Here is a 26,779-nt window from a genome sequence, read left to right as displayed (position 1 = left end):
ATTTGAGTTTTAAAAAAATCCTAGATTTTTTTAAAACGATTTTAGAAAACGACACGATCTATCACAATAACCCTTTTGTTTTCTATCGTGATTTGCATGAGCCTTTAGCGACTATTGATGATTTGAGGGTTAATTATGATGATTTGAGAGTTAATTATGATGATTTGAGGGTTAATTATGATGATTTGAGGGTTAATTATGATGATTTGAGAGTTAATTATGATGATTTGAGGGTTAATTATGAGCGCCTTTTACAAAACGCTTCACCTTTATTAGAACTCTCTCAAAACACCACTTTTAAAATCTATCGCAAAGCTTATCAAAAATCCTTACCTTTGTTGCGCGCTGTAAGGAGATGGGTTAAAAAATAAGGCGCATTTTAAGACTGATTGAGAAATTGGAGCGCTATTTTAAAATGCACTAACGCTTCTTTTTTGAGCGTGGGGTTTTTGAGCATGTCCTCTAAAGCATGGGTGCTTAAAAAATGTCTGGTTTTTAAAGACACGATGCGCCCAAAGGATTCTTCTTTAGAAAGGTTTAAAAGGCGTTTGGGCAAAATCTCGCCAAATACCACAATGACTTTTGAAGCGCTGTTGTCTAATTGCCAGATTAAATGGGGCAGACATGCGTTGATTTCTTCTTCTAAATTAAGGCTGTTAGAGTCGCATTTAAGGAGCGATAAGATACTGCAATCTTTTAAGGGGTAGTTAAAAACCTTTTGGATAATGCTCTCTAGCATGGCTGCTTTTAAATTGTTTAAGAAATGTAATTGGCTATCCAGCATGGGGGTGAGCGTGATGAAAGCGAGCTTGGAAGTGGGGTTAAAAAGCCCGATCACCGGTTTTGAATGTTGATGGCGTTTGCACAAATTGCAATTTTCTATGCCCTCATGAACTTGTTTGTTAAGGGGCTTATTTTGGGGCTTTATAAGGCTAATGTCCGTATAAGTTTCGCCTAAAAGACGCTCCATATAAAGGGAGCGTAAAGTTTGAAGGCGTGAGTGTTGCAAAGCGTTCAGTCTTTATGCTTTTTGAAAGCGTGAGGGCTTAGCATGTTTTCTGGCTTGAAAATATCGTCCAGTTGCTCTTTAGTTAAGATTTTCTTTTCTAAAGCGATGTCATAGATAGAGCGATCGCTTTTTAAGGCTTCTTTAGCGATCATAGCGGATTTTTCATAGCCGATATGAGGGTTTAGCGCGGTAACAATGCCAATGCTGTTAAAGACATAATCGTGGCAAATCTTTTCATTAGCCGTGATGCCTTCCACGCATTTAGTCGTTAAAGTTTCAATCGCACGCCCTAAAATCACAAAGGAATGGAAAAGCTTGTAAGCGATAACTGGCTCAAACACATTGAGTTGTAATTGCCCGCCTTCTGCGGCTAACGCCACGCTCAAATCGTTCCCAATCACCGCAAAGCACACTTGATTGACCACTTCAGGGATCACCGGATTGACTTTACCGGGCATGATAGAGCTACCCGGCTGCATTTTAGGCAAATTGATTTCATTCAACCCGGCTCTAGGGCCTGAACTGAGTAACCTCAAATCGTTACAAACCTTAGAAAGTTTCACCGCAATACGCTTTAACACCCCGCTCACTTGCACATACGCCCCGGTGCTTTGAGTGGCTTCAATCAAGTTATTAGCCATGACAAAAGGGCGGCCCGTTACTTCTTGGATTTTCTTTTCAATCAAACTGCGATAATCCGGGTGCGAATTGATCCCTGTGCCAATAGCCGTGCCACCCAAATTAAGCTCTCTTACCCAATTCCTAGCGTCTAAAACCTGCTCAATATCCCTATCAACCATCAAGGCATAAGTTTCAAACTCTTGGCCTAAAGTCATAGGTACAGCGTCTTGAAGCTGGGTGCGCCCCATTTTAATCACATGAGCGAATTCCTTAGCTTTTTGAGCGAAAGCGTCCCTTAAAGCTTTCATGGGAGCGACTAAATTACTCAAGCGCTCATAAATCGCAATTTTTAATGCGCTAGGATAGGCGTCATTAGTGGATTGAGAGCGGTTGACATGGTCGTTTGGGTGGCAAAATTGATACTCGCCCTTTTGATGCCCCATGTATTCTAAAGCCAAATTAGCAATCACTTCATTCATGTTCATGTTCGTGCTTGTGCCAGCCCCCCCTTGAATCATATCCACAATGAATTGATCATGGTATTTGCCATCAACCAGCAAATCGCACGCATGGCAAATCGCAATTTTAAGCTTTTCATCAATCAGCCCTAATTGCGCGTTCGCTAAAGCAGCCGCTTTTTTGACTTGAGCGAAAGACTTGATAAAAACAGGATAACTGCAAAGCTTGTCGTTGGTGATGAAAAAATTTTCACTCGCTCTTAAAGTTTGAATCCCATAATAAACTTCATCGCTAATTTCCATTTGCCCAATGAAATCATGCTCAATACGCATAAAAGCTCCTTATGTAATAATTGAAAAATATTCTAGCTATTGTAACCAAATCTTGAGCTATTTTTCTTTTAAACGCAACACTTTTGCCCCTAAAGCGTTGATTTTATCCTCTAATCTCTCATAACCCCTATCCAAGTGGTAAATCCTATGCACCCTACTCACGCCCTTAGCCACTAAAGCGGCTAAAATGAGAGCCGAAGAGGCCCTTAAATCGGTCGCCATCACATCGCTCCCGGTAAGCTCTGTGGATCCGCTAATGGTAGCCACATTCGTTTTTAGGCTGATATTAGCCCCCAAGCGTTGCAATTCGCTTGCATGCATGAAGCGGTTTTCAAAAAGCGTCTCTTCAATCACGCTCGTCCCCAAACACTGCGTGGCTAACGCCATGAATTGCGCTTGCATGTCTGTGGGAAAGCCTGGGTATTCTTTCGTGGTGATTTCAAAGGCTTGTCGTTTTTTAGCCGGATAAATTTCTATAGAATTTTCTTGAATGTTTAGCGAAAAACCAATTTCTATGAGCTTGTCCGTGATCGCTTGAAGATGGTTAGGGATGATACGATTGATTTTAAGCTGGCTGTTAGTGATAGCCCCCACGCACAAATAAGTGCCTGCTTCAATCCTATCGGGTATGATTTGAATGTCTTTTAAATTTAAAGCGTCATTTTCTACCCCCCTAATCTGTAACTCGCTGCTGCCAACGCCCTCAATTTCTACGCCTCCGCTTTGTAAAAACGCGCACAATTGAACGATCTCTGGCTCTTTAGCCGCATTAATGATGCGCGTGATCCCTTTAGCAAGACTGGCTGCCATGAGGGCGTTTTCTGTGCCTGTAACGCTGATTTTATCAAATAAAATATCATTCCCTTTCAAGCCTTTAGGGGCTTTTGCATGGATATAGCCTTGCTCAATTTTGATTTCAGCCCCTAATTGTTGCATCGCTTTTAAGTGCAAATCCACAGGCCTTGCTCCTATAGCGCACCCACCGGGCAAACTCACTAAGCATTCTTTAAAGCGCGCTAACAAAGGGCCTAAAACCAAAATGGAAGCGCGCATTTTACGCACCAAATCGTAAGTGGCTTCGGTGTGGCTCAGGGATTTAGCGCTGATTTGGAGCGTGTGTGGGTTAAGCCATTCTAATTCTGCGCCTAAATTTTGCAACAATAACGCCATCGCCTTTATATCCACCACTTGGGGCAAGGATTTGATTTTGACTTCTTGGCGGCTTAAAAGCGCGGCGGCTAAAATGGGGAGCGCGGAATTTTTCGCCCCTGAAATTTCTACCCCCCCTTTTAAAGGGACTTGTCCTACAATCTCTAAAAAGTCCAATTCTATCCTTTTTCTTTTTTATTCTTAAGGGCTAAGCCGGTAGCGTTAGCGATTTTTTGTTGGTAATTAGGGTTAGCGTTTTCTAATTCTTGCCCAAAATTAATAGCGTCTTCTAATTCAAAAAATTCTGAAGCGACTAATTTTTGGATCGTTTCTAGCCACAGAGTTTCTTTATCTTTGGGGCAAATTTTAAAACGCTCATTGAAGTCGTTTTTCAGTTTTTCTAAAGCTGGCACGCTTTTAAGGTTTTTGATTTGTTCGTTTAAATTTTCTAAAGAGAGGCTTTTATTAGGAATATTTTGCTTTAAGGGAGGGCGAGTAAGCCTCCAAGCAAGCCCCACCAATAACACAGGCAGCAAGCATACAAAGAGAATCAAATACATGTAAGCGTAATAAGTCAAATTGCCCATGTTGATAAGATTTATAAGCGTTTTTTATAATAAGCGTTACTCGCTTCAATATAGCCTTCCACGCTCCCACAATCGTATCGCTTGCCTTTGAATTGGTAAGCGATGATGCGCTTTCTTTTGGCTTGAGTGAGTAAGGCGTCTGTGATTTGGATTTCATTGTTTTTACCCGGTTTAGTCTCACGCAAAATATCAAAAATATCCGGGGTTAGAATGTAGCGCCCTATCACGGCCAGGTTGCTTGGGGCGTCTTCTTGATTGGGTTTTTCCACCATGTCTTTAATCTCATACACCCCTTCTTCTAACAATTCGCCCTTAATCACGCCGTATTTTGAAACTTCTTCTAGCGCCACTTCTTCAATGGCTACAATGGAGCATTGGTATTTTTGATACAATGAAGTCATTTGCTTTAACACGCTTGGGTGATCATGGCTTATACATAAGTCATCGGCTAAAATCACCGCAAAAGGCTCATTGCCTATGAGGGCTTCCCCGGTTAAAATCGCATGCCCTAAGCCTTTCATTTGCTTTTGGCGCACATAGGAAAAACAGCATTTTTCTATAATGTTACGAATGCTTTTTAGAGCGTTTTCTTTGTTGGTGCCTTGGATTTGATGCTCTATTTCATAGCTCGTGTCAAAATAATCTTCTAAGCTTCGTTTATTCCTTCCCGTAACGATCGCCATCACTTCACAGCCCGCTTCCATCGCTTCTTCTACAGCGTATTGGATTAAAGGCTTATCCACAATGGGCAGCATTTCTTTAGGAATGGTTTTAGTGATCGGCAAAAAGCGCGTGCCATAGCCAGCGGCAGGAAAAAGGCATTTTTTAATCATGGTTTGTCCTTTGAGTTAAGAGTTTGTTCTAAAAACGCATCAATAGGGATGAAATTCCCAAAAATTTCTTGATAAATCAAGTAATTGAGCATGACCCTAAAGCCATACATGCGAGTCTCGCTATAAGGCATAAGCTCCATGCTAAGCCATGGCTCAAAATGATTTTTTTCTTTAAATCGTTTGGAGCTTTCTAACCACCTCCTTAAAAACCCAGGCCCAGCATTATAGGCGTAGGCGACAAAAAGGGGGTGGTTGAATTCTTTTTTCAAATAATTCAAGTAATAATTACCAAATTTGAGGGCGATATTGGGGTTAAACATGTCATTTAGATCAACATTATCCATGCCAAGACTTTTAGCGAAAGGCCCTACATTAAAGGGCATGATTTGCATAAGCCCTAGAGCAAAGGAGCGAGAGATTAAAGCCGGGAGCAAAAAGCTTTCTTGCCTAGCGATCGCATACGCCATAGCCCTTTCATCTGTATTTTGCCATTCAATAATACCCTCATAAGGGGATAAATAATAATAAATCTTGTCTTTATTGCGTTGGCTTAAAAGATAGGTCAATTCAGGGGCGCTTTTTTCATAATACAGGCTTTTTAGCATCGCATTAAACGCACTCTCATCTTTCAAACTCAAGGTTTTTTCCTTAAAAATTTGCCACGAAAAAGGATCGTAGGTGTTAAAAGGAGGATCTTCTTGGCTTAAATTTTGGATATGAGAAATGATGCGATAACTGGGCGTGGTTTTTAATTTGCGGCTCGCATAAAGACTATAGAGGTTTAAGGCAGGGCTTTGTGAAAGGCGCTCCAAAGTTTTTTTCTTTTTAGAGACTAAATACTGCCAAAAAACCGCTCTGTCTTTTGAAAAATCATCGTCTTTAACAACCTCTTCAGATCGTTCAAAATACTTGAGCGCTTTAGAGGGTTTTTTGCGCAAGATTTCATTGATCCCTAGGATAAAAAAGGTTTGCGCGTTGCTGTGGGTAGCGTTGCTTTTAGTGAGGGCGTCTTTAAAATGATCCAATTTAGGATCTAAAATAACTTGATAGATCAAGCGGTTAAACGCCGGGTAATCTTCATCTAAAAGGCGGTTTAACTCTTTAATGGGGATATGTTCTTCAAAAATTTGGAGCTTTTTTTCATAACTCAAATGATTGAAAAGCGCGCTAAACACTTGCGCGTTAGCCTTAAACAAAGAAGCGCTCACATGTTTACTTTGCAAGATTTCTAATTCTTCATAAAGGACGGGGTAAGCCTCTCTGATTTTTTCTTGTAAGGGCTTGATGGTTTGGATGGGGATTTTATCAAAATCTCTGATTTTTGATTTTAAAGCGATAGCGATACAGCTATTTTGGAAAGTGTCTGTTGTTTCCAACATGCTTTCTAGAGTAATTTGCTTGCAATAAATATCTTCAGGCAATTTAACATCAGGGCTTTTTTCTGCATTGTCTGAGCCTTTTTCTTGCATAGCTTTTTGTAGGGCGTTATTTTTATTTTGAGTCAATTCATAGGCTTTTTTAGCGTTTTCTAAACTCGTTTTTTTATCGCTAATATAACGCCATAAATAATAATCCCTAACGATCCCGGCGGGCTTTTTTTCTAAATCTTTTAAACTCAACTCGGTTTGAGAAAAACCAACGCCAAGCACACCCATAAAAAATAAAATCAAAAAACGCATGATTTCCTTTAAAGACTTTTGGCGAGCATAAAAAGCCATTGGATGAGGGTCAAATCTAAAAATTTCAAAACGATGACCACCACTAAAGGAGCGAAATCCAACCCGTTAAACACCAGCTTGAATCTAGAGCGTAAAAAATAAAACACCGGCTCACACAAGCGAGCGAGGATTTGCATGATGGGGTTATTGGGGTTAGGCTGCACGAAACTGATAAGCACATAAATGATCACCATCCACATATAAATCGTAATGAGCGAGCTTAAAATCACCGCTATCGCATTAAGAAGAGTGGAAAAGATCATGCTTTTAGCCTTAAGACTTCTTGAGAATGGCTTTGGATATAGGGGAAAATCAACGGCAATTCAACGCCATGCGAGTTCCCGGTCAAAAGAATGCGTAAAGGTTTGAAAAAATCCTTACCCTTAAGCTGGCTCAATCGCATGGCTTCTTTTTTAAAACTTTCAAAATCTTTATACGCTTGAAAATCCATGCCTTTTAGGGCGTTAAAAAGCGCTAAACAACGCTCTTTAAAATCTTCGTTCTCGTAAGTTTTAACAATATCCTTTGGCTCTAAAAACAACGAAATTTTTTCTTTCAATTCTAAAAGCGTGCCGCATTCTTCTACAAACAATCTTAAAAGCCCTAGGAGGTTTTTATCTTTTATTAAAGTGAGCTCTAATAATGTTTCATCGTCTAAAAGCTTTAAATGCTCGTGGTTTAAATGCTTTAAATATTTCAAATTAAAATGAGCCGGGGAATTAGAAAGATTTTCTAAACTAAACCACTCTATCGCTTCATCAAGGCTAAAAACTTCCTTAGGCACTTTATTGCCGATAGTGATGAGGTAATTCACGATCGCAACCGGCAAAAACCCTTGATTTAAAAGCCATTTCACGCTGGACGCTTCGTCTCTTTTGCTCATCTTTTTACCGCTTACTTCATCTAAAATAATGGGCAAATGCGCATAAACAATCGGATCGTTTGAGCCTAAAGCTTCTTGGATTAAGATTTGTTTAGGGGTGTTGCTCACATGATCTTCGCCTCTAATAATCAGACTGATTTCATAAAGCAAATCATCGCATGCGCAAGCGAAATTATAAGTCGGGCTTTTATCTTTCCTTAAAAGCACAAAAGAATCCAATTCATAAGGCTCAAATTTCACTTCTTTTTTAATCGCATCGTTGAAAGACACCGCATGATTTGGGGCTTTTAAACGCACCACAGGGGCATGGTTCTTGTCTTTTTCTAAAGTGGCCCACTCGTCTAAATACCTGAAAGGGCGTTTTTCATTTTTGGCTTTTTCTTTTTCTCTTTCTAAAAACTCCGCGCTCGCATAACAATAAAACGCTTTATTTTCTTTCAGTAATTTTTCTGCCATTCCTCTGTGGTAATCTATGTTATGGCTTTGATACACGAGCTTGTCCCAGCTTATCCCCATAAGCTTTAAAATCTCTAAAATTTCCTGGTCTTTGCCTTCAATATTGCGCTCTTTGTCCGTGTCTTCAATGCGAATGAGAAAGGGTTTATGTTGCTGTTTGGCCACAATGTAGTTAAAAATAGCTGCCCTTAAATTCCCTATGTGCATATCCCCTGTAGGCGAAGGCGCAAAACGAAGCATAAAAACCCTTTATTTAAAAATAGTTTTTGATTATACCTAAAGAATACTTAATTGTGTTGCGGTAGTTCTGTTTTATCAAACATGAATAGGCATTATTCAAGAGATTAGTGCTTGGCTAACGCCAAGCTTTTTATGATTAATTATCAAAAAACTAAAAGCGTTTTTTATTCAATCACTTCATAAATAACTTCTGTCTTCCAGCGGGTTTTAGGGGTGATTTCTTGGTTACGATAACCAAAACTAGCCATTACCGACACGCCAAATTCTGCCGTGTTTAGATAGCCTTTTTCCTCTAAATAAGCCTCCACTTTTTCTTGATCATACCCTTCAATCGGGCAAGAATCAATCCCTAACATGGCCGCTGCCATCATCATGTTCGCCATTTGGATATAAGTCTGCTTGCTGGCCCAATCAAACAAGGATCGTTCGCTATTGAGTTTCATATCGTTCTCTTGGAAATTTTTGATGATTTGAGCGAACCTGGAATTGGTGTCATAATCCCTTTTTTTAACCTCATGCATCACTTTTTTAACGTAATCGCTGTCATAAGTAACGCCCTTTCGCGCAAGATAAATGACAAAATGGCTCGCTCCCTCCAAGCTAGAAAGCCCCCCCTAGGCCATCGGTTTTAAATCTTCTTTCATGCGTTCATTTTTTAATAAAAGCATCTTCCATGGTTCAAGCCCGATTGAAGAAGGGGCTAACCTCCCCACTTCAACCAACGCTTCCCAATCCTTTTGTGAAATACGGCGGTTGGGATCGTATTTTTTCGTAGCGAATCGTTGGTGCTGTAAAGCAACCACTTGTTCTCTGTCCATTTTAATGTTCTCCTTTTTCTAAATAATGATAAACGGCTGCCATATCCATTTCGCCTAAACCGGATTTTTCCGCTTGAGAATAAAGTTCTTGCACCTTGAATAAGAATGGCAATTCAATCGCCTCTCCTGCTTCATTGTTAGCTAAACGAATATCCTTGAGCATGAGTTTCAAACTGAAAGCGACCGGATAGCTATCTTGTAGCCACATGCCTTTTTTAGCTTGAAAGAGAGGCGAATTCATGCCAGATTGGCCAATAATTTGCAAAAATGACTCTGCATCAACCCCTAAATGTTTGGCTAATAGCAAAGCTTCTGAATAAGCAACCCCCATTTGAGCCAAAAGGCTATTAATGGATAATTTGGCTCCTGCCCCTTGACCAATCTTACCCAAATAAAAAATCTGACTCCCCAAATGCGCCAAAACAGGTTTGAGTTGAGTAACTACTTCTTCATTACCGGCCGCTAAAATCAATAACACCCCAGCTTTAGCCGCGCCAACCGATCCTGAAACGGGCGCTTCAAGGTAAGTTACTTGATGCTTTTGAGCGATTTTTTCTAAAAATAAGCTCTCCAAAGGAGCGATAGTGCTCATATTCACCACGATTTTTTCAGACATCTGTTCCCAAAATTCTGGCGCTAAAACAGCATCAATCGCCGTTTTATCCGAAAGCATGATAAAAACCAGATCAACTTTAGCGGCTAAATCTATAGGGTTAGTATAAACCACTACGCCCTTTTCTTTTAAGGGGGCTGCTTTGCTCTCTGTTCGGTTATAAACCGACACTTCTAAATTTGCATCACGCAAACGAGCCGCCATAGGAGTCCCCATAGCCCCTAGTCCAATCCATCCGATTTTCATTCAACCCTCACTTATTAGCGCGAATACGCCACTAAACCATCTAACCAAGCTTGATGGCCGTTTAGCATCGCATTAGGCACAGATTTCGCTAAAGCTTTAGCAGGGACTCCTAACTGAGTTTCTTGGGTTAAAATACGCACACGATCATTATCTAATTTTTCAACTAGCCATGCGTGATAGGCTTCAAGATACTCATCGCCTTTAGCTTCATTCCAGCCTCTCCAAGCCAAACGCAAAATAGCGTCTTTCAATTCAAACTCTTCCACCTGTGCCTCCACTAAAAAGCCAAAAGTTTCAAAACAAAAACGAGTCTTGTCTTTAAGAATGGTATTGTCTTGATTGTGCATGTGGATATTCCCTGAGTTTTTGTAATACTTTTCCCAATGAGAAGCGTCTCTTAAATGCTGCACCACTTTATTAAAATCCAAACCTTTGACAATGACTTCATTGGACACGAAATTATCAGTCTCTCCTGGAATCCATTTCTTAGGCCATCGAATCGCATTCATAGTTATCATGTTTTCTCTGTTTTTAATTTTTTCTGCCTATTGGCGAAAGATTTATAGCATTATTAGGTAAATAATGATCTTTAACCCATTTTATCAGCCACTCTAAAGCGTTGTTTTTAGGGTTAGCGATGACTAAATTTAAGCATGCGTTTAAAATTTCGCTGATTTTTTGGTGTTGGTAGCCTAAGTTTTGAAGCGCGCCGCCCTTAAGGGCCAAGTGTTCTTTTTTAAAAGGCTCGTTAGAATCAAAGATTTCTTTTAACAATCTTTTAATTTTTAAAGCGTGTTTGGGGTTTTCTAGCGCATAAAAATCTAAAGCCAAATTAAAAGGCTCTAAATCGTAGTTTTTCAATAAAAATTTTAACTCTGTTTTGTCATGAATATTTAAAAAAGCTTTGTGGCATTCTTTAGCTTTTGAAAATAAAACACAAGTTTTTTTAGGGTAGCGTAAATTTTCTAAACTTTTTTGATATTTAAAAAACCCCAATAATCTTAATTCCAGATTGAAAGGCGCGTTTTTTAAAAACCCTAAATTTTCTATTTTTTCTTGAATAACCAACTCCAAAATTTCTTGATATTCTTTAGCCACTTCATAGGCGTTTTTCCCCATAAGAAGCTTATTCAACTCGCTTTGTAAGCGTTCTTTAGAAAGGTGTTTTAACAAATCCTTACACGCAAAAACCGCTCTTTTGGTGCTTGCTGCTATCTTAAAGCCTAAAGTCGCGCTAAATCGCAGCGATCTTAAAATCCTTAAAGCGTCTTCAAAAAACCTCAATCGCGCTTCCCCCACGCATTCAATCATTTGATTTTTAATCGCACATCGCCCTTTAAAAGGATCTATAATCCCTTTTGTAGGGCTATAAGCGATCGCATTCATGCTAAAATCGCGCCGCTTTAAATCGTCTGTTAAATGAGCGCTAAAAACCAATTCTTTAGGCTTTCGGTGTTTGATATGCCCCTTTTCAATTCTAAAAGTTGTGATTTCATAGATCTGATGGTTTTTAAGAGCCGTGATCGTGCCATGTTTGATACCGGTTTCTAGCACCCTAAAATGGTGCTTTAAAAGAAGCTCTTTACTTTCATTGACTAAAGCGTTTGAGGTCAAATCGTAATCTTTGGGGGTAATGCTCATCAAATAATCGCGCACGCACCCCCCTACCAAGTAAAGCTCATAAGGGGATTTTTCATAAATATCAAACAATTCTTTCAATTCTTTTTCTAACTCAAACACGCTTTTTACTCTTAAAATTTCTTTGTGTTATTATATCTTTTTAGAATTTTAAGGAATTTTGATGGAACAAGAAATTTGCGTGATCGGTTTTAGCGGCGGGCAAGACAGCACCACTTTAGCCGTATGGGCGAAAAAGCGTTTTAAAAAAGTCTGTTTAGTGGGGTTTGATTACGCGCAAAAACACTCTGTGGAATTAGAATGCGCTCAAAAAATCGCTTCTCTTTTACAATTCCCTTACGAAATCATCCCATTAGATTTTTTAGAGAATATCACCCACTCCGCGCTTTTTAAAAACTCTAACGATTTAATAGGGCATTCGCATGCGCAAAATAAAGATTTGCCCAATTCTTTTGTGCCTAATCGTAACGCTATTTTTATCACCCTTTTGCATTCTTACGCGCAAAAACTAGGGGCTAGCAACATCGCTTTAGGGGTTTCGCAAGCGGATTTTAGCGGCTATCCGGATTGTAAAGAAGATTTTATTAAAAGCATCGAGCATGCCCTAAATTTAGGCTCAAACACGGCGATTAAAATCGTAACGCCTTTAATGTTTTTAAGTAAAGCACAAGAATTTCAAATGGCTAAAGATTTAGGGGCTTTAGATCTAATCATCAAAGAAACGCACACCTGCTATCAAGGAGAGCGAAAGATTTTGCATGCTTATGGCTATGGCTGCGATAAATGCCCGGCATGCCAATTGAGGAAAAAAGGCTTTGAAGAGTTTCAAGCTAAGGCTTTGTTTCAATAAAGCGTTGGTAAAAATACTCAAAAGCGTTTTTTAAGACAAACAATCAAAGAGCGATAAAAAGCACATTTTTAATGTTTGCGTCTAAAAGTATAGGTATAGTTGAGATAAACGCTCACCACTCTTTTATAATCCAATTTATCCCCATAATCATCGCTATAATAATTGACTTTAAACGCTGGCACTTTAACCCCTAATTCAACACTAGAACCCCCAAGATAGTTTTCATCGCCATAGCGATCAATATCGTATTCATCACTACTAAAACGAACGCCAAATTTCCCTTGTAACTGAAAAATCGTGCGGCTCTTGACTTGATTGAAAGGGGTGAGATTGTTGCTTGCAAACCAAGTGCTAGCCCCTAGTTCCATGCCAATCACAAGCCCTGAAGATTTTCTGATTGTGTGCCTTTATGCTCTTTTTAATGTGTTAGCGTCTAGCGTTCTGCCGGTCATATCTTTATAAAATATAGAGAGCCCTTTTACCCTTCGTTCAACGTATTCTTGGGACGCTCGCTTATCGTTAGTCCAATTAATGAGTAAATCCGTATTGAAACCATAGGGTAAAAAAGCTATTAAACCGCTGCCAGGAACAGAACCAACACCACCAAGTTGGTAACCGAAAAAAAGAGAGTGCCTAAACCCTATAATCCTTTTTTTACCCAAAAAATATTTATACCCCAAGCTGAGTTCATTGAAAATACCGCCCGACCCGCCATTTCCTGCGAATCGGCTAGCGATTTTGTTTGAATCTTTCACTGCATTTAAGGCGTTTTGTGCATCTCTTATGGCTTTTGTGTTTTGTGTTGTAGGGAATAATGAATTTTTTGCGTTATTGATCGCTTGATTTAAGGCGTTTTCTGCTGAAGCTTTTTCGCCGATGCTGCCTTGTCCTTGAATATAGCTTCCTTCTCCAAAATTCAAACCTAAATAAAATCCGTTCCTTTCAGCGTGGAGCCAAAACGAGAGAAAGAGAGAGAGTAAGAGGGCTTTTTTCATGGTTTTTCTTTGGTTTAAGATTTGATATTATTGCTAGGTATTTTATCATAAAAATAAGATTTTAGATTGGGTTTTAATGAAAAACAAAGTTAAAATGAAATAGCCACAAAACCACCGCTTAATTAACATTAAATCAAAAACATGTTAATCTTTGGTTATTTTAAAATTTAGGAAAACCCATGCGTCAAAACAATAAAACTTTTTTACCCAACCAATCCGCTCATCTTTCTAAAATCGTTCTTTTTTTAAACACCGGCTTTTTAGCCTATCTGTTAAGCGCTTGTGGGGCGAATGTGCCTATAGAAGAAGTGATAGTTAAAGATCCTAAAGAGACTAAAGCCCAAGAAGTCGCCAGAGAAGAAAAAGCCATCCAGCAAGAAAACGCCATCATTGATGCGCGCACCACGCCTTTAATCAATCGTTTCACTAATTATAACGCTTACGGCTCTTTAAACGGCTTTTACAATTCAGTGGATAACCTCAATTCGCCCATGCAAAACGGGATGTATGGAGGCTATTACATGCCTTATTATTACATGCCTTATTATTACATGCCCTATGGTTTCATGCCTTATGGGTCTGGCCTTATGCCTTATGGTCCTTATGGGTATGGAGCGCCTGGATACTTCCCTTACGCTTTTTATTGATTAGCTTAAAATAGCTTGCACTAAACAATAAGCGTGGTGGTGTTTTTGCTCAAACGCGCTTGTGTTTTCTAATGGTTATTTCTAACATGTTATGGTGGCGTGATGAAGGAAGGCTATATCAGAGGAGATCTTATGCGTATAGTTAGAAATTTATTTCTTGTATCGTTTGTGGCTTATAGCAGCGCGTTTGCAATGGATTTAGAAACCGAAACCAAAAACGACAAAAAGAGCGGTAAAAAGTTTTACAAACTCCATAAAAACCATGGATCAGAAACCGAGTCCAAAAACGACAAAAAGCTTTATGATTTCACTAAAAATAGCGGTTTAGAAGGCGTGGATTTAGAAAAAAGCCCTAGCCTTAAAAGCCATAAAAAAAGCGACAAAAAGTTTTACAAACAACTCGCTAAAAACAATATCGCTGAAGGGGTGAGCGTGCCGATTGTGAATTTCAATAAAGCCCTGTCTTTTGGGCCTTATTTTGAAAGGACTAAAAGCAAAAAAACCCAATACATGGACGGCGGGTTGATGATGCATATCCGCTTTTAAGCCCTCATTCATAATCCAAAAATGCATGCGCTTTAAGAGCGAGGGTTTTAGGGAAATACCGCACAAACAAATCCAAAAACACTTTTTCGCCAAAGAAATCCCCAGCGATCGTTACTTCTTGGACGCTAAAATTTTGCGCGTTATCCCAAATGAAATTCCCTAAAAACTCCGCTAAAGAATCCAAAATCCCCAAACTCAAAATTTCATTTTCCACGCCTGCGAGCCTGAAACTCATCGCGCTGTGCATGATCTTTGAAAAGTTTAAAGCCATTTTCAAAGAATCGTTTTTAAGGATTTTATAATCAATCCTAGGGCCTTTAGGGCGTAAGCATTCTTTAGCCAAAGAAATAACGCTATGCGAATGAAAATCCTCGCTATAACCCAAAATAAAGCCTAAAATGCGAAAAAAATCCAATACATTCGCGCCCCCTAGATTGTATTGAGAAAGCTCTACAATACGCGCGTAAAAATCAGGGAATTTAGTCGCGTAGTTTTGTAGCATTCTGGAGGCTTTTTCATCTTGTTTGAGGAGGTTAAATATTTGATTGAAATCAAAACTAACGCTTAAAAGCGTTTTTAAAGAACCATTAGCATGCAACAACAACCTTGTAGGGCACTTGAAACTAAAATACAAAACGATAGAATTGGGGGTTGCGCTTAAAAACTCTAATTCATCTTTAAGGGGAATGACAGAAAGATGGTTTTCTAGAACGAAATTTTTAGTGGGCGTGATCAAGCGTTTAGGGGTTTTAAAAAGCGCTTCATAATGTAACAATGCTTCACAAGAACGGCTTTCATGCGTAAAAACAAATTCTATCCCCTCATCTTGTAAAATATGGCACAATAAATTCAATATGGGGTCAAAGGGTAGTTGGGCTATGATTTCATCGTTTTTAAAAGTGTCCTTAAACACGCTTTTTAAAGAGGCTTTGATAGAGGGTTTTTCCAAACTAGCCAAATATTTAGCGTCCTCTAAAGGCAATTTAGTGCAGGTTAAAACGCTAGAAAGATCGCTAAAAATAACGCTTGGAGAGGGATTTTTTAAAGAAAGGGATAACGCCCCCCTAGAAGTGAAAATAGGGATAAAATCCTGTGTTTTGAGCATGCCTTTTAATTGGGTTAAGCAATCTATAAGCTCTTTAGGACTATGGATTATATCCCCCTTAAAAGCGGTGTTTTTAATCAAGCCCAGAGTATCGGCATACAAAGATGCGTTTTTGTCTAAAAAATCTTGATGCTCTTTAGCGTTCATAAAAAGGGGCTTTGAAAGGCTTGTTGTTTGGAAAAGATTTTCATCTAAAGGCTCTGTGATTTCCTTTAAAGACAAAAAGCTAAAATCTAAAGAAAAGGGCAAAATCTCGCTTAATTTTTGCGCGAACTCTAAAGTGATCTCAGCGCTCGCTTGGAGGTAGAAAGAAGTCGTATTATCCTTATAAACGCTATAAAAACGCGCTTGCAAATTGCATGCTATTTGCTCTAAAAGGGGCGTAAAATTCAGGCTTGTTTTTTCATTAACGCATTTAAAAAGAAAGACAAACGCCAATTCAAAAACCCTTATAAGAGAGTTCAGCGATACACTCTAAAGCGATATGATCGGTGCGTTGCATTTTAACTCCCCATGCGTTGAGTTGGGTTTCTATGGCTTTTAAGGCTGTTTCTAAAGCGTTTAACATTTCGCTTGAAAGCTTGAAAGTGGTCTCGCTCCCTATCACAAAAGGCACAAGCCCCACGATAAAAGTTCTAGGCAAATCCCCTAAAAACTCCGTGAGCCTTAAAGTGTGCAACATTTCCACCTCATGCGCACTCCCAGCCCATGTGATTTCTTTAGGAGCGTCCTTAAAATCAAAAGCATAAACCGATCCAATTTCAACGCCTTTAGCGCTCACGCAATCCAAAATCAAAACCTTTTCATACGAAGTGATCAAAGGAATGAGTTGCTGAGCCATAGTCCCCCCATCCACAATATCCACGCTAGGGAAAAAAGAAAAATTCTTTTTAAGGTAGTGGGCTAGATGCACCCCAATCCCTTCATCGCCAAAAAGGATATTGCCAATGCCTAGAATTAGGATTTTTTGACTCATTCTTTGGTGTAACCATAGCCATTAATCATAGAATCCGCCCCTGAACTATCATACCGGATAGAATGGAAAAACACCATATAAACATGCACAGGGACAAACAAAATAAACCCCCAAGTCGCTAAGTGGTGGATGAAACGAACATTCGCTAACCCCCCACAAAGCGCTTCAAACCACTTAAAAGCGCTTGCTAAAAACGCCCCAAGCCCCGCATGATAGACATTATAATACAGCACTATCCCGCTCAAACTCATCAACACGATCAAAACAACCAAAGTGAAATAAGCCACGAGTTGGATAGGGTTATACGCTCCTTTAGTGTGGGGTTTGCCGCTGATAAGAAAATACGCTTTCATCTGATCAATCCAAGCTTTTGGGCTTAAAAGTTGGCTGAAACTCCTGCGTTCCATCAAGCTTTCTTTAGTGAAAAAAAGATAGGTTCTAAAGATTAATGCACTAATGAGTAAAAACCCAAACATGACATGAAAAGAGCGCACATAAGCTTGTAGAAGATACACCCCTTTATAAAAGCTGGAATTAGGCTGCAAAAAAGGGTAAGCGATGTAAAACCCCGTAGCGATTAAAGTAAAAATACTCAAAGCCCTAACCCAATGGAAAAAGCGCACAAAACCTGAATACTCTTTGTGTAAAACGACCTTATTCATTTTATCCATGCGTAACCCTTTTTAGAATTTAGCGAAATTAGGCTCTACTTTAAACTCGTTTAAAGACTGCCCTTTAAAATCCATCACATGCACTGAGCATGCGATGCATGGGTCAAAAGAATGGATAGTCCTAATGATTTCTAAAGGCTGGGTTAAATCAGCGATTTTAGTACCAATCAAACTCATTTCATAAGCCCCTCTTTGGTTTTTAGAATCTCTAGGCCCTGCATTCCAAGTAGAAGGCACCACTGCTTGATAATTTTCCACCACGCCGTTTTTAATACGCACCCAATGGCTTAGCATGCCCCTTGGCACTTGACCAATGTAGCGCCCTTTATACTCTTGATTTTTATCAATGTGATAAGGAGCGCAAGTGCTTTGATCACTCTTTAGATTTTCCACTAACGCGTCAAACGCCAAAAGGCCATTATCAGCGATAGTCTTCGCTTCAATACACCTTGCAGCCGTGCGCCCAAGCGTTGAAAACAACGCCTCTAAAGGCAGTTTCGTGTCTTTTAAAAACTTAGTAGCCACTTCAGTAACATAAGGGTTTTTCGCCGCTAAACCTACCACTACGGAACTTAAAGGGCCTACTTCCATAGGCTTACTATCGTATCTGGGGGATTTTATCCAAGAATATTTATCCTTAGTGTCAAGCACTTTAGCAGGGATTATTTTATTTTCAATCCCCACGCTCTCGCCGTCTTTTAAACCGGTATAATGCGGGTTCGTTTGCCCGTCATAAGGGTGGAGTTGCACTTCTTTAGTGTCTTCATATTGATACCAAGAATGCGTAACCTCTTCTTTAATCAAACTCTCATCAATGGGGTGTAATTTAGAAATATCCCCATCAAGCACCACCCCACTACTCAAAAGGTATTTATCCTTCCCAAGCAACACCTCTTCATAAGCGATAAAATTCCTTAAGCCGCAGCCTTTAATGACAGATTGTTCGTTAGCGAACATTTCGCCTGCCATCACCAAATCAGGGTAGTAAGCATGGTTGATAAAATTAGCCACCACTTCAAACTTGCTCTTCCATTCAGCCAACCTTGTTGGATCCAATATATCCATAACACTCGTAACGCCCCCCACCGTTAGGCTTTGTGGGTGAGGCTGTTTGGCCCCAAAAATAGCGGTCATTTTCGCCGCTTCCCTTTGGATTTCTAAAAGCTTGAGGTAGTGGCTTAAGACGATTAAATTTTGCTCTGGGCTTAAACGATAGGTTTTATGCCCATAGTAGCCATTACTAAAAGGCCCTAAAGATCCGCTTTTAGCGAAATCATTCAAGCGTTTTTGAATCGCTTTTAATTCGCCCGCACCGGTATTAATGGGATAAGGGCTGTATTTGAAAGAAAGTTTTGCCGCTTCAAAAGGGTCGGCTTTTAAAGCGCTCATAATATCGCACCAATCAAGCCCATGCAAAGTATAAAAATGCACCACATGATCGTGAAAAAGCAGTGCCATGTTCATCAAAGATCGCACCAATTGTGCGTTTAATGGGGGGGTAATGCCTAAAGCGTTTTCTACCGCAGTAACACCGGCTTTATAATGCGAATAAGTGCATACCCCGCAAATCCTTTGAGCGATAAAGCCCGCATCTCGTGGGTCTCTGCCTTTAATGATCGTCTCTAGCCCCCTAAAAAGCGTAGAAGAAGAAAACGCATCAGTGATCACATTATCATCATCTACGATCACTTCAATCCTTAAATGCCCCTCAATCCTAGTGATAGGATCGACTATTATTTTTTTTGACATGTTAATCCCTTATTACTCTTTGTTTTTGATCGCTTTAGAAAGGAGTGCATGCGCGGCAATGCCAATAGCGGTTGCACTGAGTAAAGTCGTGCCGACTTTATCCGCCACTTTATCAGCCCCTAAGCCATCAAAAGCGGTTTTAATGGAGCGATTCGCCAAAGGCTCTTCAAAAGGACTCATCGTATCCCAAAAATTAGGCTCAGAACACCCTATGCACCCATGCCCTGCGCCTATGGGCCAAGAAGTGTGTGAATTGAAGCGGAGTTTGGAGCAATTGTTGAAAGTGTAAGGCCCTTTACAGCCCATTTTATACAAACAAAAGCCCCTTTTAGCGTTTTCATCGCCAAAATGCTCCACAAATTCGCCCGCATCAAAATGCCCTCGCCTTTCGCACAAATCATGGATCCTATTCCCATAAGCCCAAGAGGGGCGGTTATACGCATCTAATTTAGGGAGAGTCCCAAACATCAAGTAATAAAGCACATTACCCACGATATTTTTTTCACTAGGCGGGCAACCGGGAACGTTGATCACGGGTTTATCAATGATTTTATGCAAGGGTTGCGCGTTAGAGGGGTTAGGGTAAGCCGCTTGAACGCCCCCAAAACTTGAGCATGTGCCTATGGCAAAAATAGCGGCTGCGTATTGAGCGGCTTTTCTGCACTCTTCAGCCCCCGTTTCAGCGTTTGGGCCTTGAGTGAGAAAGTATTCTGTGCCTTGGGGGATACCGCCTTCTACCATTAAAATGTAATTGTTTTTATGCTTTTCTATGGCGTCATGCAAGCTTTTTTCAGCCTGAAAACCGCTCGCTACCATGATGGTCTCATGGTATTCTAGGTTAATGTAATCAAAGATAATGCTATCAATGGTGGGGTCTGCGCTCCTTAACAAACTTTCGCTACAGCCGGTGCATTCTGCCATGTGCAACCAAATCACAGGCAATCTGTTAGCCACTTCTACTGCTTTCAAAGTCAAGGGAGCAAAACTAGCCGGCAAAGCTAAAGTCGCGCTCATCATGCCCGCCCACTTCAATAAATCGCGCCTAGAAATGCCCGCCCCCTTAAACTCGTCTTGCAAGTTTTTATGCTCGTTGTGAGCGTTAAACGAACTGACTATCTCAAGGCGTTCTTCAATCCTTTGATAGGTCTTTTTTTCATCGTAGAACATGACCACTCCTTAATTAGAAATTTTCATTATCTTAACATAATAAAAATAATGTAGTGGCAATTGATTATTTTTTAATTTTTATTTTAGATGAAAGGAATTTCTTTAACATTAAGTTTCATTTGGATAAAATTCCCCCCTATTTTATTAAAAAAGGAACAAAATGAAAAAAGTACTCATCATTAACGGGGCCAAAGCGTTCGGGAGCTCTGGAGGGAAACTCAATGAAACTTTGACTGATCATGCAAAAAAGACTCTAGAATCTTTAGGGCTAGAAGTGGATACTACAATCGTGGATAAGGGCTATAATCATAGCCAAGAGGTGGAAAAGATCGTTAGCGCTGATGCGACGATTTGGCAAATGCCTGGCTGGTGGATGGGCGAGCCTTGGATTGTGAAAAAATACATTGATGAAGTCTTTAGCACAGGGCATGGGAAGCTTTATGCTAGCGATGGCAGAAGCTCGCAAAACCCCACTAAAAACTACGGGAAAGGGGGCTTGATGCATGGTAAAAAATACATGTTGAGCTTGACCTGGAACGCTCCCATTGAAGCCTTTAATGATCCTAGTGAATTTTTTGAAGGGGTGGGCGTGGATGTTGTGTATTTGCATTTGCATAAAGCGTTCCAATTTTTAGGGCTTTCAGCGTTGCCCACTTTTATTTGCAACGATGTGGTGAAAAACCCCCAAGTGGAGCAGTATCTTAACTCTCTCACCACGCATTTGCACCAAGCTTTTGGCAAGTGATTTTAAAATTTTTTTAACCCCCCCATTTCTTTGGGGGGCTTGTTTGTTACACAATAAAGTCTCTGGGATTAAGCTCGCAACCTAAGATAAGATCCCTAAGATTACTGCCCACCGTTTGATAACTCGCATTGCTCACAAAGTAGAACCCGTATTTTTCAAAAGGCACAACAAGAGTGCCATCTCTATCCCTTAATTGCGCTTTTGCTTTATCCCAACAAATATATCTTTGAGACTCATCGTCTGTATAGTTTTCAAAGGCTTCTCTGGCATTTTCTAGCAAGTAGTCTATGACAGCGCTAGCCAATTCCTTAGCGTTTCTTACTGGTTTCCTTTGATCATTGGGGAGCTTGACGCTTTGAAGATTATGGTTAGTTAAGTCATCATCAAGGGTTTTGTGAAGCTCTCTTGCACGGTATTCTTTAGGCAAATCTTTAAACAATCCCACTTGACAAAATTGATCCGCTAAATATTCGCTCCTGGCCCTCACTTCCTCTATCCCCCAAGAATGGGTGTTATTGATGAAATAGTCGTTTAAATGCAAGGAGCTGTATTCTTCCATAAGCGCTATTTTTACCTCGTAAGATTTGTTGCCAAGCCTTTGATTTTGCCCTGATAAGGTTAGATTCCCAAAATTATTGAGGTAGTCTTGCTCAAAAGTGAAATAATCCCCCACCCTATCGCGCCATTCTTGAGTGGGGGTTTTGGGGTAGAAATGCTCCACTTCTAGATTTTCTTCTCTTGGCGGTTCGGCGTTGCTTAGCTTTTCTATCTCAAGCAAAATGAACTTGCACACATAATTTGCTGCATAAGCGTTACGCACAAGAAACGCTACTCTAATTCTATCGTCATTAGGGAACGCCACTTGACCAACGCTCTTGCCCAGATACCGCTTCAACGCATCGGCTGAAACATTTTCCCCTAGCTGTCTGTATAAAGAATAAAGAACTCTGGTAAGCGTAGGGGAAGGATCCCCACACACGCTTCGGCGCACGAAGTAGCTGGTAAGGATTTGCAAAATTTCATGGAAGTTTTCATAATCCAATTTGCCTTCTTCAAAGTCTCTGGCGCAACGCAAAATAAAGGGCTTTGCCACGCCAAATTTGATTTTCATAAGATCCTTAATACGCAAGCGTAAATTCGCTAACTGCTGCGGATCCCCACGCCCTAAAAAATAATGATCTCTGTCTAAAAAGATTTGATAGATTCTGCCATATTCACGCATATCGCTCATAAGACCTTGTATATCATCAGAGAAATTGTCTCTGTGGTGGGCTTTTAGCGTGTAATACACTTCACGCTCTCCCTCCTTAAATCTATCTTCAAAATAGATTCTTAAATAGGTTTTGATAAAATCATTCAAATCCTTTTCGCCAAGCCAATTTTCTAAAGGCACCCAATAAGTGTCATAAAGGTGTTTCTGTCTGTCAGAATTTTCCCCCATCATCAGGTAGTTGCGGATGAGATCCAGCCCTTTTAATTGCACGCCGGTAGCGTTAATGCTTTCAAACACCACTTGCGGATCGTCTTCGCCTAACTCTAAGCCTACGGCTACGATTTTAAGCCGCAAAAACGCACCATAAATCTCTTCTATGCGATACCCTTTTTCTAGATACTTGTCAAGCTCTTTGATGAAAAATCTATAATTGTTCCTAATGTGCGATACGCCTTGCAGTTCATGCGATCGATTTTGCATGACAAGATCAAAGGCTTCTTTGTCGCTTTTAATGGGCTTTAGGCGCAGCCTTTGTCCTGTAAGATTGAGTAGTCCGTCAATCTCTTTTTTTATCCCTTCATTTTGTATCTTTGTCTCTATGGCTTTAAGCAAAAGCATGATAGTGGTAATCCTTTGCTGCCCGTCAATGATGACAAATTCTTGCAGTTGTCTTAAGCTCTTTTCATCGTCAATCAAATGCAAAATATAAGTGATAGAACCCATGAAATGCGTTTTCTTGTTTTGAGAAATACTGACCATATCTTGCAGTAACTTTTCACAATTTTCTTCTTCCCAAGTGTAGTTCCTCTGGTATACAGGGATAGAAAATATCGTGCCTGTTAAGGCAAAAAAGTCGTTAATGGTGCTTTGTGTCGCTTTCATCGCTTTCCTTTTTTGAGTGAGATTATCATTACACCGAGTATTAAATCAAAAAAAAAGATAGCTTAAATTTTTGAAAAAACCGCAATTTGTGGCTGAATTTATTCAAAAAAATAAAAGAGCTTTGTGCAAAGCAAGTGCTAATCTCTTAAAAATGCGATCTTTAGGAGGGTTTAGTTATGGGGCGAAAATGATTTCAAAATACCCCTACTAGGGTATCTCATAAGAATTATATGGCATGAACAAGCGCCCGTAATTAGGATTCACGCGCAATAAATGCTCTTTGAAATTCCCGTAATTACGACAGCTTGACTCAAAACCATTATCGCACGCATACGAGAACAAATCCAAAGCCCTTTGATCATCTTGAGGCACGCCTAAACCCTTTTGATACAGCACGCCTAAATTGTTACAGCTCCCCAAAATCCCCCCATCGCATGCCATTTGAAAATACTTCGCCGCATAGTGGTTATTCAACGGAGCCCCTAAATCCCCATTCGCATAAATCCAGCCTAAATTCGCGCACCCCATCATATCCCCAGCGTTACAAGCCAAATAATTCAAATCCACTTGACTGAGTTGTGCCTTATCAATGCCATAAATATTATTCACATTAGACATCAAACCCAGATTATAGCACCCCATATCATTCCCATTTTCGCATGAAAATTTATAATAACCCATCGCTTTGTAATAATCTTTTGGGACCCCACTCCCATTAGCAAACATCCACCCCAAATTATTGCATGCGAGCATGTCCCCCCCTTGACAAGCCACCGCATACAATTGCAAAGCGTTTTCTTTATCGTTTGAATCAGCGTTTTTCTTGTTTTCATACATTTGAGCCAGATTCGCGCAAGCGGTCGCATCGCCCCCACTGCAACCCATTTCATAATAGCGAGCGGCTTTTAATCTGTTGGTTTGGATCCCTACCCCATTAGCATACATCGCCCCTACTGCAAAACACCCGGCCGCATTGCCGTTATCACACGATTGGGAAAAAAGCTTAAAAGCCCCTTGATAATCGCCCTTTTTAGCCAGTTCAATACCGGCAGAAAGCTCGGTTTGAGCGTTTTCAGGCGATCCTAATTTGTCTAACAGATTGGAGTTATCGTTTTTAGGGGTGATTTGGGTGTTAGGGTTTGGTGCGCCCTTGGCGTTAGCGGGGTTTAATTCGGGGGGCGTGTTTTTTGGGGCTTGATTGTTTTCTTCAGCGCCGCTAAGCTGTAAGATTAAAAAAACAAGCCATAACAAACTTTGTTTGAGCATTCTTTTAATCCTTAATGCAGGTTTTGATTCAACTCAATTTTTTTCACGCTCCTAAAAGCGATCAGCTTGCCATTTTGGCTATTGGAACGAAAATGCACGCCATTTTTTCCGGAAAGCTCTTTGCCTTTGTAAAGATTGTTGGCATGCTTTTCTAAAGCGCTATTCACTTCTAAAAGCTTTTTAAACTCATTTTCTTCAATTTCTATCACGCTCCCGGCTAATATTGCAACGCCTGCATCCACAATACAGCCATCGCCTAGACTAATTCCGGTAACGCTATTAGCCCCTAGCAAACAATTTTTCCCGATGCTAATGGGGTTGTTATTCCCTCCGCTTAAAACGCCTAACACGCTCGCGCCTCCACCAATATCAGTGCCTGCTCCCACCACCACTGATGAAGAAATGCGCCCCTCATTCATGCACACTCCCATAGCCCCTGCGTTAAAATTCACGTAACTAGCCCCAGGCATTTGGGTATAACCTCCGGTCCCTAAATACGCCCCAAAGCGCGTTTTTGAGCTATCTAATAAGCGGATATTATCAAACTCAGGGATTAATTGCATCAAATAGCGCGGGAATTTATCTATAAAATCAATGCTAGGGAAATGGCCTCGCATTTTTAAAGCCACTTCGTTCGTTCTGAGCCATTCTAATTCATAGGGCTTGTTACCGCTCCAAGCCGCATTAGAAAGCTGGTTAAAAATGCCCTCTAAATTCAAACTCCTCAAAGGGGCTTTCCCTAAAGAGAGCGCTAAAAGTTTCATATACGCGCTCTCCACGCTCTCGCAAGGCTTATCTTCATACAAGATCACCAAGCGATAAAGAGACTCCCCATTATTATTTTTCAAACGATTTTCCTCTAAAGCCTTTAAAAGCTCTAAAACCACTTGAATGTTTTTATGAGCCATTTTATTAGAGTAGGCTTCATTCAAAAAGGGCGTATAAAACTCTAGCGCTTTTAACACAAAACTTTCATCAATCTCAACGACGCGCTCGCTCGCGCTCTCTTTTAGGATTTTTTCTTTGGAAAGCGAATTGCAAAACACCGCATAAGAGCCTAGATTTTCCTCTTTCCAGTTCAGAACAGGGTAAGTGGCGCATAAAATCTTTTTAGAAATAGGGGCAATATCCACCCTAGCAATGCCAAAACCTAAAGGCTCTTTATAGCTATTAGATTGCTGGTAATTGCTCACAAAATTTTTAAACTTATTCATCATGCCTAATCCTTTAAACTTTTTTCTCTTTCTTTAGCTAAATTTTCCACTTCTACCACAAAAGTTTCAAACAAATCCTTTTCAGCCAGTTTGTGAATGACTTTACCCTCTTTAATGATCAAACCGCTGCGATTCCCAAAAGCGATCGCCATGTCTGCATGCTTGGCTTCACCTAAAGCGTTCACCACGCAACCCATCACGCTAATGTCTAAAGGGGTTTTAATGTGGCTCAGGCGTTTTTCTACCTTGCTCGCCATATCCACTAAATTGGCTTCAATGCGCCCGCAAGTGGGGCAAGAAATCCAATTAATCCCTTCTTTCAACCGCCCGCTATGGCGTAAAATCGCCCTGGCCACTTTGATTTCATTTTCTAATTCCCCTGTAATGGATACGCGCATCGTATCCCCAATGCCCTCCATTAAAAGCCCCCCTAAAGCCATGGCGGATTTGATACTGGAGCTAAAAAGATTTCCCGCCTCCGTAACCCCCAAATGGAAAGGATAGATCACAAGAGGGCGAAGCATCCTGTAAGCTTCTATGGTGCGCATCACATCGCTCGCTTTCAAAGAAATCTTAAAATTGGTAAAATCCAAATCTTCTAAAAGTTTGGCGTTATACAAAGCGCTTTCTACCATGCCTTTTGGGGTGGGTCCGTATTTTTGATCAAACTGCTTTTCTAAACTCCCGGCATTCACGCCAATTCTTATAGGAATGTTTTTTTCTTTACAAGCATCAACCACCGCTTTGATCTTGTCTTTAGAGCCGATGTTTCCGGGATTAATCCTGATCGCATCCACGCTTTGAGCGGCAATGAGAGCGAATTTATAATGGAAATGGATATCAGCGATTAAGGGCAAAGGAGACACTTTTTTCAATTCTTTTAAGGCCAGGGCGTCCTTTTCATTACTCACCGCCACCCTCACTAAATCAGCCCCGGCGAGTTTGAGTCGGTCAATTTGATTTTTAGTGCTTTCAATATCAGCGGTTTTGCTAAAGGTCATGCTTTGCGTGCTTATGGGAGCATCACCCCCTATGGCGACGCCACCGATAAAAATTTGCTTGGTCTTAACTCTATTTTCTAGCATCAAACCTCTTCATCAGTTAAATTCTTATGCGCTATTATACTCTTTCTTGGTGGTTTCATACCATAA

Annotated in this window: 24 protein-coding genes and 3 pseudogenes; 5 read left to right on the top strand and 22 right to left on the bottom strand. The window is 40.3% G+C overall.

What is annotated here, in order from left to right:
* Positions 1-371, top strand: a pseudogene (locus EAL04_RS04925) (glycosyltransferase family 10 domain-containing protein); the annotation flags it as partial.
* An 8-nt stretch (positions 372-379) separates the two neighbouring features.
* Here EAL04_RS04925 and EAL04_RS04920 read toward each other — a convergent pair.
* The 12 genes and pseudogenes from EAL04_RS04920 to EAL04_RS04870 form a co-directional block, all read right to left on the bottom strand.
* Complete coding sequence (locus EAL04_RS04920) at positions 380-970, bottom strand: uracil-DNA glycosylase family protein (RefSeq protein WP_120973712.1); 591 nt, start codon at positions 968-970, stop codon at positions 380-382.
* A gap of 44 nt (positions 971-1,014) precedes the next feature.
* Complete coding sequence (aspA, locus tag EAL04_RS04915) at positions 1,015-2,421, bottom strand: aspartate ammonia-lyase (RefSeq protein WP_001217501.1); 1,407 nt, start codon at positions 2,419-2,421, stop codon at positions 1,015-1,017.
* 57 nt (positions 2,422-2,478) lie between these two features.
* A complete protein-coding gene (gene murA, locus EAL04_RS04910; RefSeq protein WP_120973710.1) occupies positions 2,479-3,747 on the bottom strand; it encodes a UDP-N-acetylglucosamine 1-carboxyvinyltransferase in 1,269 nt (422 codons plus the stop codon).
* Positions 3,748-3,749: 2 nt separating this feature from the next.
* Positions 3,750-4,157 carry a hypothetical protein gene (locus EAL04_RS04905; RefSeq protein ID WP_120973708.1) on the bottom strand — a complete coding sequence of 136 codons (408 nt, stop codon included), beginning with the start codon at positions 4,155-4,157 and terminating at the stop codon, positions 3,750-3,752.
* 11 nt (positions 4,158-4,168) lie between these two features.
* Positions 4,169-4,990: a UTP--glucose-1-phosphate uridylyltransferase GalU gene (gene galU / locus EAL04_RS04900; RefSeq protein ID WP_120973706.1), complete on the bottom strand. Its 822-nt coding sequence runs from the start codon at positions 4,988-4,990 to the stop codon at positions 4,169-4,171.
* Positions 4,987-6,669 carry a lytic transglycosylase domain-containing protein gene (locus EAL04_RS04895; RefSeq protein ID WP_120973704.1) on the bottom strand — a complete coding sequence of 561 codons (1,683 nt, stop codon included), beginning with the start codon at positions 6,667-6,669 and terminating at the stop codon, positions 4,987-4,989. Before EAL04_RS04895 ends, galU begins: the two co-directional genes overlap by 4 nt.
* Before the next feature lie 8 nt (positions 6,670-6,677).
* Positions 6,678-6,971 carry a YggT family protein gene (locus EAL04_RS04890; protein WP_120973702.1) on the bottom strand — a complete coding sequence of 98 codons (294 nt, stop codon included), beginning with the start codon at positions 6,969-6,971 and terminating at the stop codon, positions 6,678-6,680.
* The gene (gene gltX, locus EAL04_RS04885; protein WP_120973700.1) at positions 6,968-8,287 is read right to left on the bottom strand and encodes a glutamate--tRNA ligase; all 1,320 of its coding nucleotides are present in this window, start codon (positions 8,285-8,287) and stop codon (positions 6,968-6,970) included. The genes EAL04_RS04890 and gltX overlap by 4 nt, the downstream gene beginning before the upstream one ends.
* Positions 8,288-8,451: 164 nt before the next feature.
* Positions 8,452-9,105, bottom strand: a pseudogene (gene frxA, locus EAL04_RS04880) (NAD(P)H-dependent flavin oxidoreductase FrxA).
* Position 9,106: 1 nt separating this feature from the next.
* Positions 9,107-9,964 carry an NAD(P)-dependent oxidoreductase gene (locus EAL04_RS04875; RefSeq protein ID WP_120973698.1) on the bottom strand — a complete coding sequence of 286 codons (858 nt, stop codon included), beginning with the start codon at positions 9,962-9,964 and terminating at the stop codon, positions 9,107-9,109.
* 14 nt (positions 9,965-9,978) lie between these two features.
* Positions 9,979-10,482, bottom strand: coding sequence for an SRPBCC family protein (locus EAL04_RS07910; RefSeq protein WP_162982491.1), 504 nt, complete (start codon positions 10,480-10,482; stop codon positions 9,979-9,981).
* 13 nt (positions 10,483-10,495) lie between these two features.
* Entirely contained in the window at positions 10,496-11,704 is a 1,209-nt protein-coding gene (locus tag EAL04_RS04870; RefSeq protein ID WP_162982490.1) for a CCA tRNA nucleotidyltransferase, read from the bottom strand.
* 61 nt (positions 11,705-11,765) lie between these two features.
* Between EAL04_RS04870 and queC the strand changes: the two genes are divergently transcribed.
* Positions 11,766-12,452 (top strand): 7-cyano-7-deazaguanine synthase QueC, encoded by a 687-nt coding sequence (queC, locus tag EAL04_RS04865; protein WP_120973696.1) that lies wholly within the window; start codon positions 11,766-11,768, stop codon positions 12,450-12,452.
* A 68-nt stretch (positions 12,453-12,520) separates the two neighbouring features.
* Here queC and oipA read toward each other — a convergent pair.
* Positions 12,521-13,447: pseudogene (gene oipA / locus EAL04_RS04860) on the bottom strand (outer inflammatory protein OipA).
* 179 nt (positions 13,448-13,626) lie between these two features.
* On the opposite strand from oipA, the gene EAL04_RS04855 reads away from it, so the two are divergent.
* Both EAL04_RS04855 and EAL04_RS04850 read left to right on the top strand, forming a co-directional pair.
* On the top strand, positions 13,627-14,094 hold the full coding sequence (locus EAL04_RS04855; protein ID WP_120973694.1) for a hypothetical protein: 468 nt from the start codon (positions 13,627-13,629) through the stop codon (positions 14,092-14,094).
* Between the two features lie 132 nt (positions 14,095-14,226).
* Entirely contained in the window at positions 14,227-14,640 is a 414-nt protein-coding gene (locus tag EAL04_RS04850) for a hypothetical protein (protein WP_120973692.1), read from the top strand.
* 4 nt (positions 14,641-14,644) lie between these two features.
* On the opposite strand, the gene hydE is transcribed toward EAL04_RS04850, so the two are convergent.
* The 5 genes from hydE to EAL04_RS04825 are packed head-to-tail and all read right to left on the bottom strand — an operon-like array spanning position 14,645 to position 20,308.
* Positions 14,645-16,183, bottom strand: coding sequence for a hydrogenase biosynthesis protein HydE (gene hydE, locus EAL04_RS04845; protein WP_120973690.1), 1,539 nt, complete (start codon positions 16,181-16,183; stop codon positions 14,645-14,647).
* Position 16,184: 1 nt separating this feature from the next.
* Positions 16,185-16,721, bottom strand: a complete 537-nt coding sequence (gene hydD / locus EAL04_RS04840) for a hydrogenase biosynthesis protein HydD (protein WP_042631627.1) — start codon at positions 16,719-16,721, stop codon at positions 16,185-16,187.
* A complete protein-coding gene (gene cybH / locus EAL04_RS04835; protein WP_097704758.1) occupies positions 16,718-17,392 on the bottom strand; it encodes a Ni/Fe-hydrogenase, b-type cytochrome subunit in 675 nt (224 codons plus the stop codon). Before cybH ends, hydD begins: the two co-directional genes overlap by 4 nt.
* Before the next feature lie 12 nt (positions 17,393-17,404).
* Positions 17,405-19,141 (bottom strand): nickel-dependent hydrogenase large subunit, encoded by a 1,737-nt coding sequence (locus EAL04_RS04830; RefSeq protein ID WP_120973688.1) that lies wholly within the window; start codon positions 19,139-19,141, stop codon positions 17,405-17,407.
* A 12-nt stretch (positions 19,142-19,153) separates the two neighbouring features.
* Entirely contained in the window at positions 19,154-20,308 is a 1,155-nt protein-coding gene (locus EAL04_RS04825; RefSeq protein ID WP_120973686.1) for a hydrogenase 1 small subunit, read from the bottom strand.
* Between the two features lie 160 nt (positions 20,309-20,468).
* Between EAL04_RS04825 and mdaB the strand changes: the two genes are divergently transcribed.
* Positions 20,469-21,053 carry an NADPH:quinone oxidoreductase MdaB gene (gene mdaB, locus EAL04_RS04820; protein ID WP_120973684.1) on the top strand — a complete coding sequence of 195 codons (585 nt, stop codon included), beginning with the start codon at positions 20,469-20,471 and terminating at the stop codon, positions 21,051-21,053.
* 46 nt (positions 21,054-21,099) lie between these two features.
* Here mdaB and EAL04_RS04815 read toward each other — a convergent pair whose 3' ends face one another.
* The 4 genes from EAL04_RS04815 to ispG all read right to left on the bottom strand — a co-directional run bounded on the left by EAL04_RS04815 (position 21,100) and on the right by ispG (position 26,713).
* Positions 21,100-23,148, bottom strand: coding sequence for a DUF262 domain-containing protein (locus tag EAL04_RS04815; protein WP_120973682.1), 2,049 nt, complete (start codon positions 23,146-23,148; stop codon positions 21,100-21,102).
* Positions 23,149-23,355: 207 nt separating this feature from the next.
* The gene (locus EAL04_RS04810) at positions 23,356-24,414 is read right to left on the bottom strand and encodes a tetratricopeptide repeat protein (RefSeq protein ID WP_120973679.1); all 1,059 of its coding nucleotides are present in this window, start codon (positions 24,412-24,414) and stop codon (positions 23,356-23,358) included.
* A gap of 11 nt (positions 24,415-24,425) precedes the next feature.
* Positions 24,426-25,631 carry a 2,3,4,5-tetrahydropyridine-2,6-carboxylate N-succinyltransferase gene (locus EAL04_RS04805; protein ID WP_120973677.1) on the bottom strand — a complete coding sequence of 402 codons (1,206 nt, stop codon included), beginning with the start codon at positions 25,629-25,631 and terminating at the stop codon, positions 24,426-24,428.
* 2 nt (positions 25,632-25,633) lie between these two features.
* On the bottom strand, positions 25,634-26,713 hold the full coding sequence (gene ispG, locus EAL04_RS04800) for a flavodoxin-dependent (E)-4-hydroxy-3-methylbut-2-enyl-diphosphate synthase (RefSeq protein WP_039090471.1): 1,080 nt from the start codon (positions 26,711-26,713) through the stop codon (positions 25,634-25,636).
* Positions 26,714-26,779: the final 66 nt, after the last annotated feature.

This window comes from Helicobacter pylori, from assembly GCF_003638305.1.
Classification (GTDB): domain Bacteria; phylum Campylobacterota; class Campylobacteria; order Campylobacterales; family Helicobacteraceae; genus Helicobacter; species Helicobacter pylori_DJ.
This window is presented reverse-complemented; position numbering and strand designations above follow the sequence as displayed.

Coding starts and splice junctions, on each gene's coding strand:
- EAL04_RS04920 (WP_120973712.1), bottom strand. CDS start 970: ATGGAGCGTCTTTTAGGCGAAACTTATACGGACATTAGCCTTATAAAG.
- aspA (WP_001217501.1), bottom strand. CDS start 2,421: ATGCGTATTGAGCATGATTTCATTGGGCAAATGGAAATTAGCGATGAA.
- EAL04_RS04905 (WP_120973708.1), bottom strand. CDS start 4,157: ATGGGCAATTTGACTTATTACGCTTACATGTATTTGATTCTCTTTGTA.
- galU (WP_120973706.1), bottom strand. CDS start 4,990: ATGATTAAAAAATGCCTTTTTCCTGCCGCTGGCTATGGCACGCGCTTT.
- EAL04_RS04895 (WP_120973704.1), bottom strand. CDS start 6,669: ATGCGTTTTTTGATTTTATTTTTTATGGGTGTGCTTGGCGTTGGTTTT.
- EAL04_RS04890 (WP_120973702.1), bottom strand. CDS start 6,971: ATGATCTTTTCCACTCTTCTTAATGCGATAGCGGTGATTTTAAGCTCG.
- gltX (WP_120973700.1), bottom strand. CDS start 8,287: ATGCTTCGTTTTGCGCCTTCGCCTACAGGGGATATGCACATAGGGAAT.
- EAL04_RS04875 (WP_120973698.1), bottom strand. CDS start 9,964: ATGAAAATCGGATGGATTGGACTAGGGGCTATGGGGACTCCTATGGCG.
- EAL04_RS07910 (WP_162982491.1), bottom strand. CDS start 10,482: ATGATAACTATGAATGCGATTCGATGGCCTAAGAAATGGATTCCAGGA.
- queC (WP_120973696.1), top strand. CDS start 11,766: ATGGAACAAGAAATTTGCGTGATCGGTTTTAGCGGCGGGCAAGACAGC.
- EAL04_RS04855 (WP_120973694.1), top strand. CDS start 13,627: ATGCGTCAAAACAATAAAACTTTTTTACCCAACCAATCCGCTCATCTT.
- EAL04_RS04850 (WP_120973692.1), top strand. CDS start 14,227: ATGCGTATAGTTAGAAATTTATTTCTTGTATCGTTTGTGGCTTATAGC.
- hydD (WP_042631627.1), bottom strand. CDS start 16,721: ATGAGTCAAAAAATCCTAATTCTAGGCATTGGCAATATCCTTTTTGGC.
- cybH (WP_097704758.1), bottom strand. CDS start 17,392: ATGGATAAAATGAATAAGGTCGTTTTACACAAAGAGTATTCAGGTTTT.
- EAL04_RS04830 (WP_120973688.1), bottom strand. CDS start 19,141: ATGTCAAAAAAAATAATAGTCGATCCTATCACTAGGATTGAGGGGCAT.
- EAL04_RS04825 (WP_120973686.1), bottom strand. CDS start 20,308: ATGTTCTACGATGAAAAAAAGACCTATCAAAGGATTGAAGAACGCCTT.
- mdaB (WP_120973684.1), top strand. CDS start 20,469: ATGAAAAAAGTACTCATCATTAACGGGGCCAAAGCGTTCGGGAGCTCT.
- EAL04_RS04815 (WP_120973682.1), bottom strand. CDS start 23,148: ATGAAAGCGACACAAAGCACCATTAACGACTTTTTTGCCTTAACAGGC.
- EAL04_RS04810 (WP_120973679.1), bottom strand. CDS start 24,414: ATGCTCAAACAAAGTTTGTTATGGCTTGTTTTTTTAATCTTACAGCTT.
- EAL04_RS04805 (WP_120973677.1), bottom strand. CDS start 25,631: ATGATGAATAAGTTTAAAAATTTTGTGAGCAATTACCAGCAATCTAAT.
- ispG (WP_039090471.1), bottom strand. CDS start 26,713: ATGCTAGAAAATAGAGTTAAGACCAAGCAAATTTTTATCGGTGGCGTC.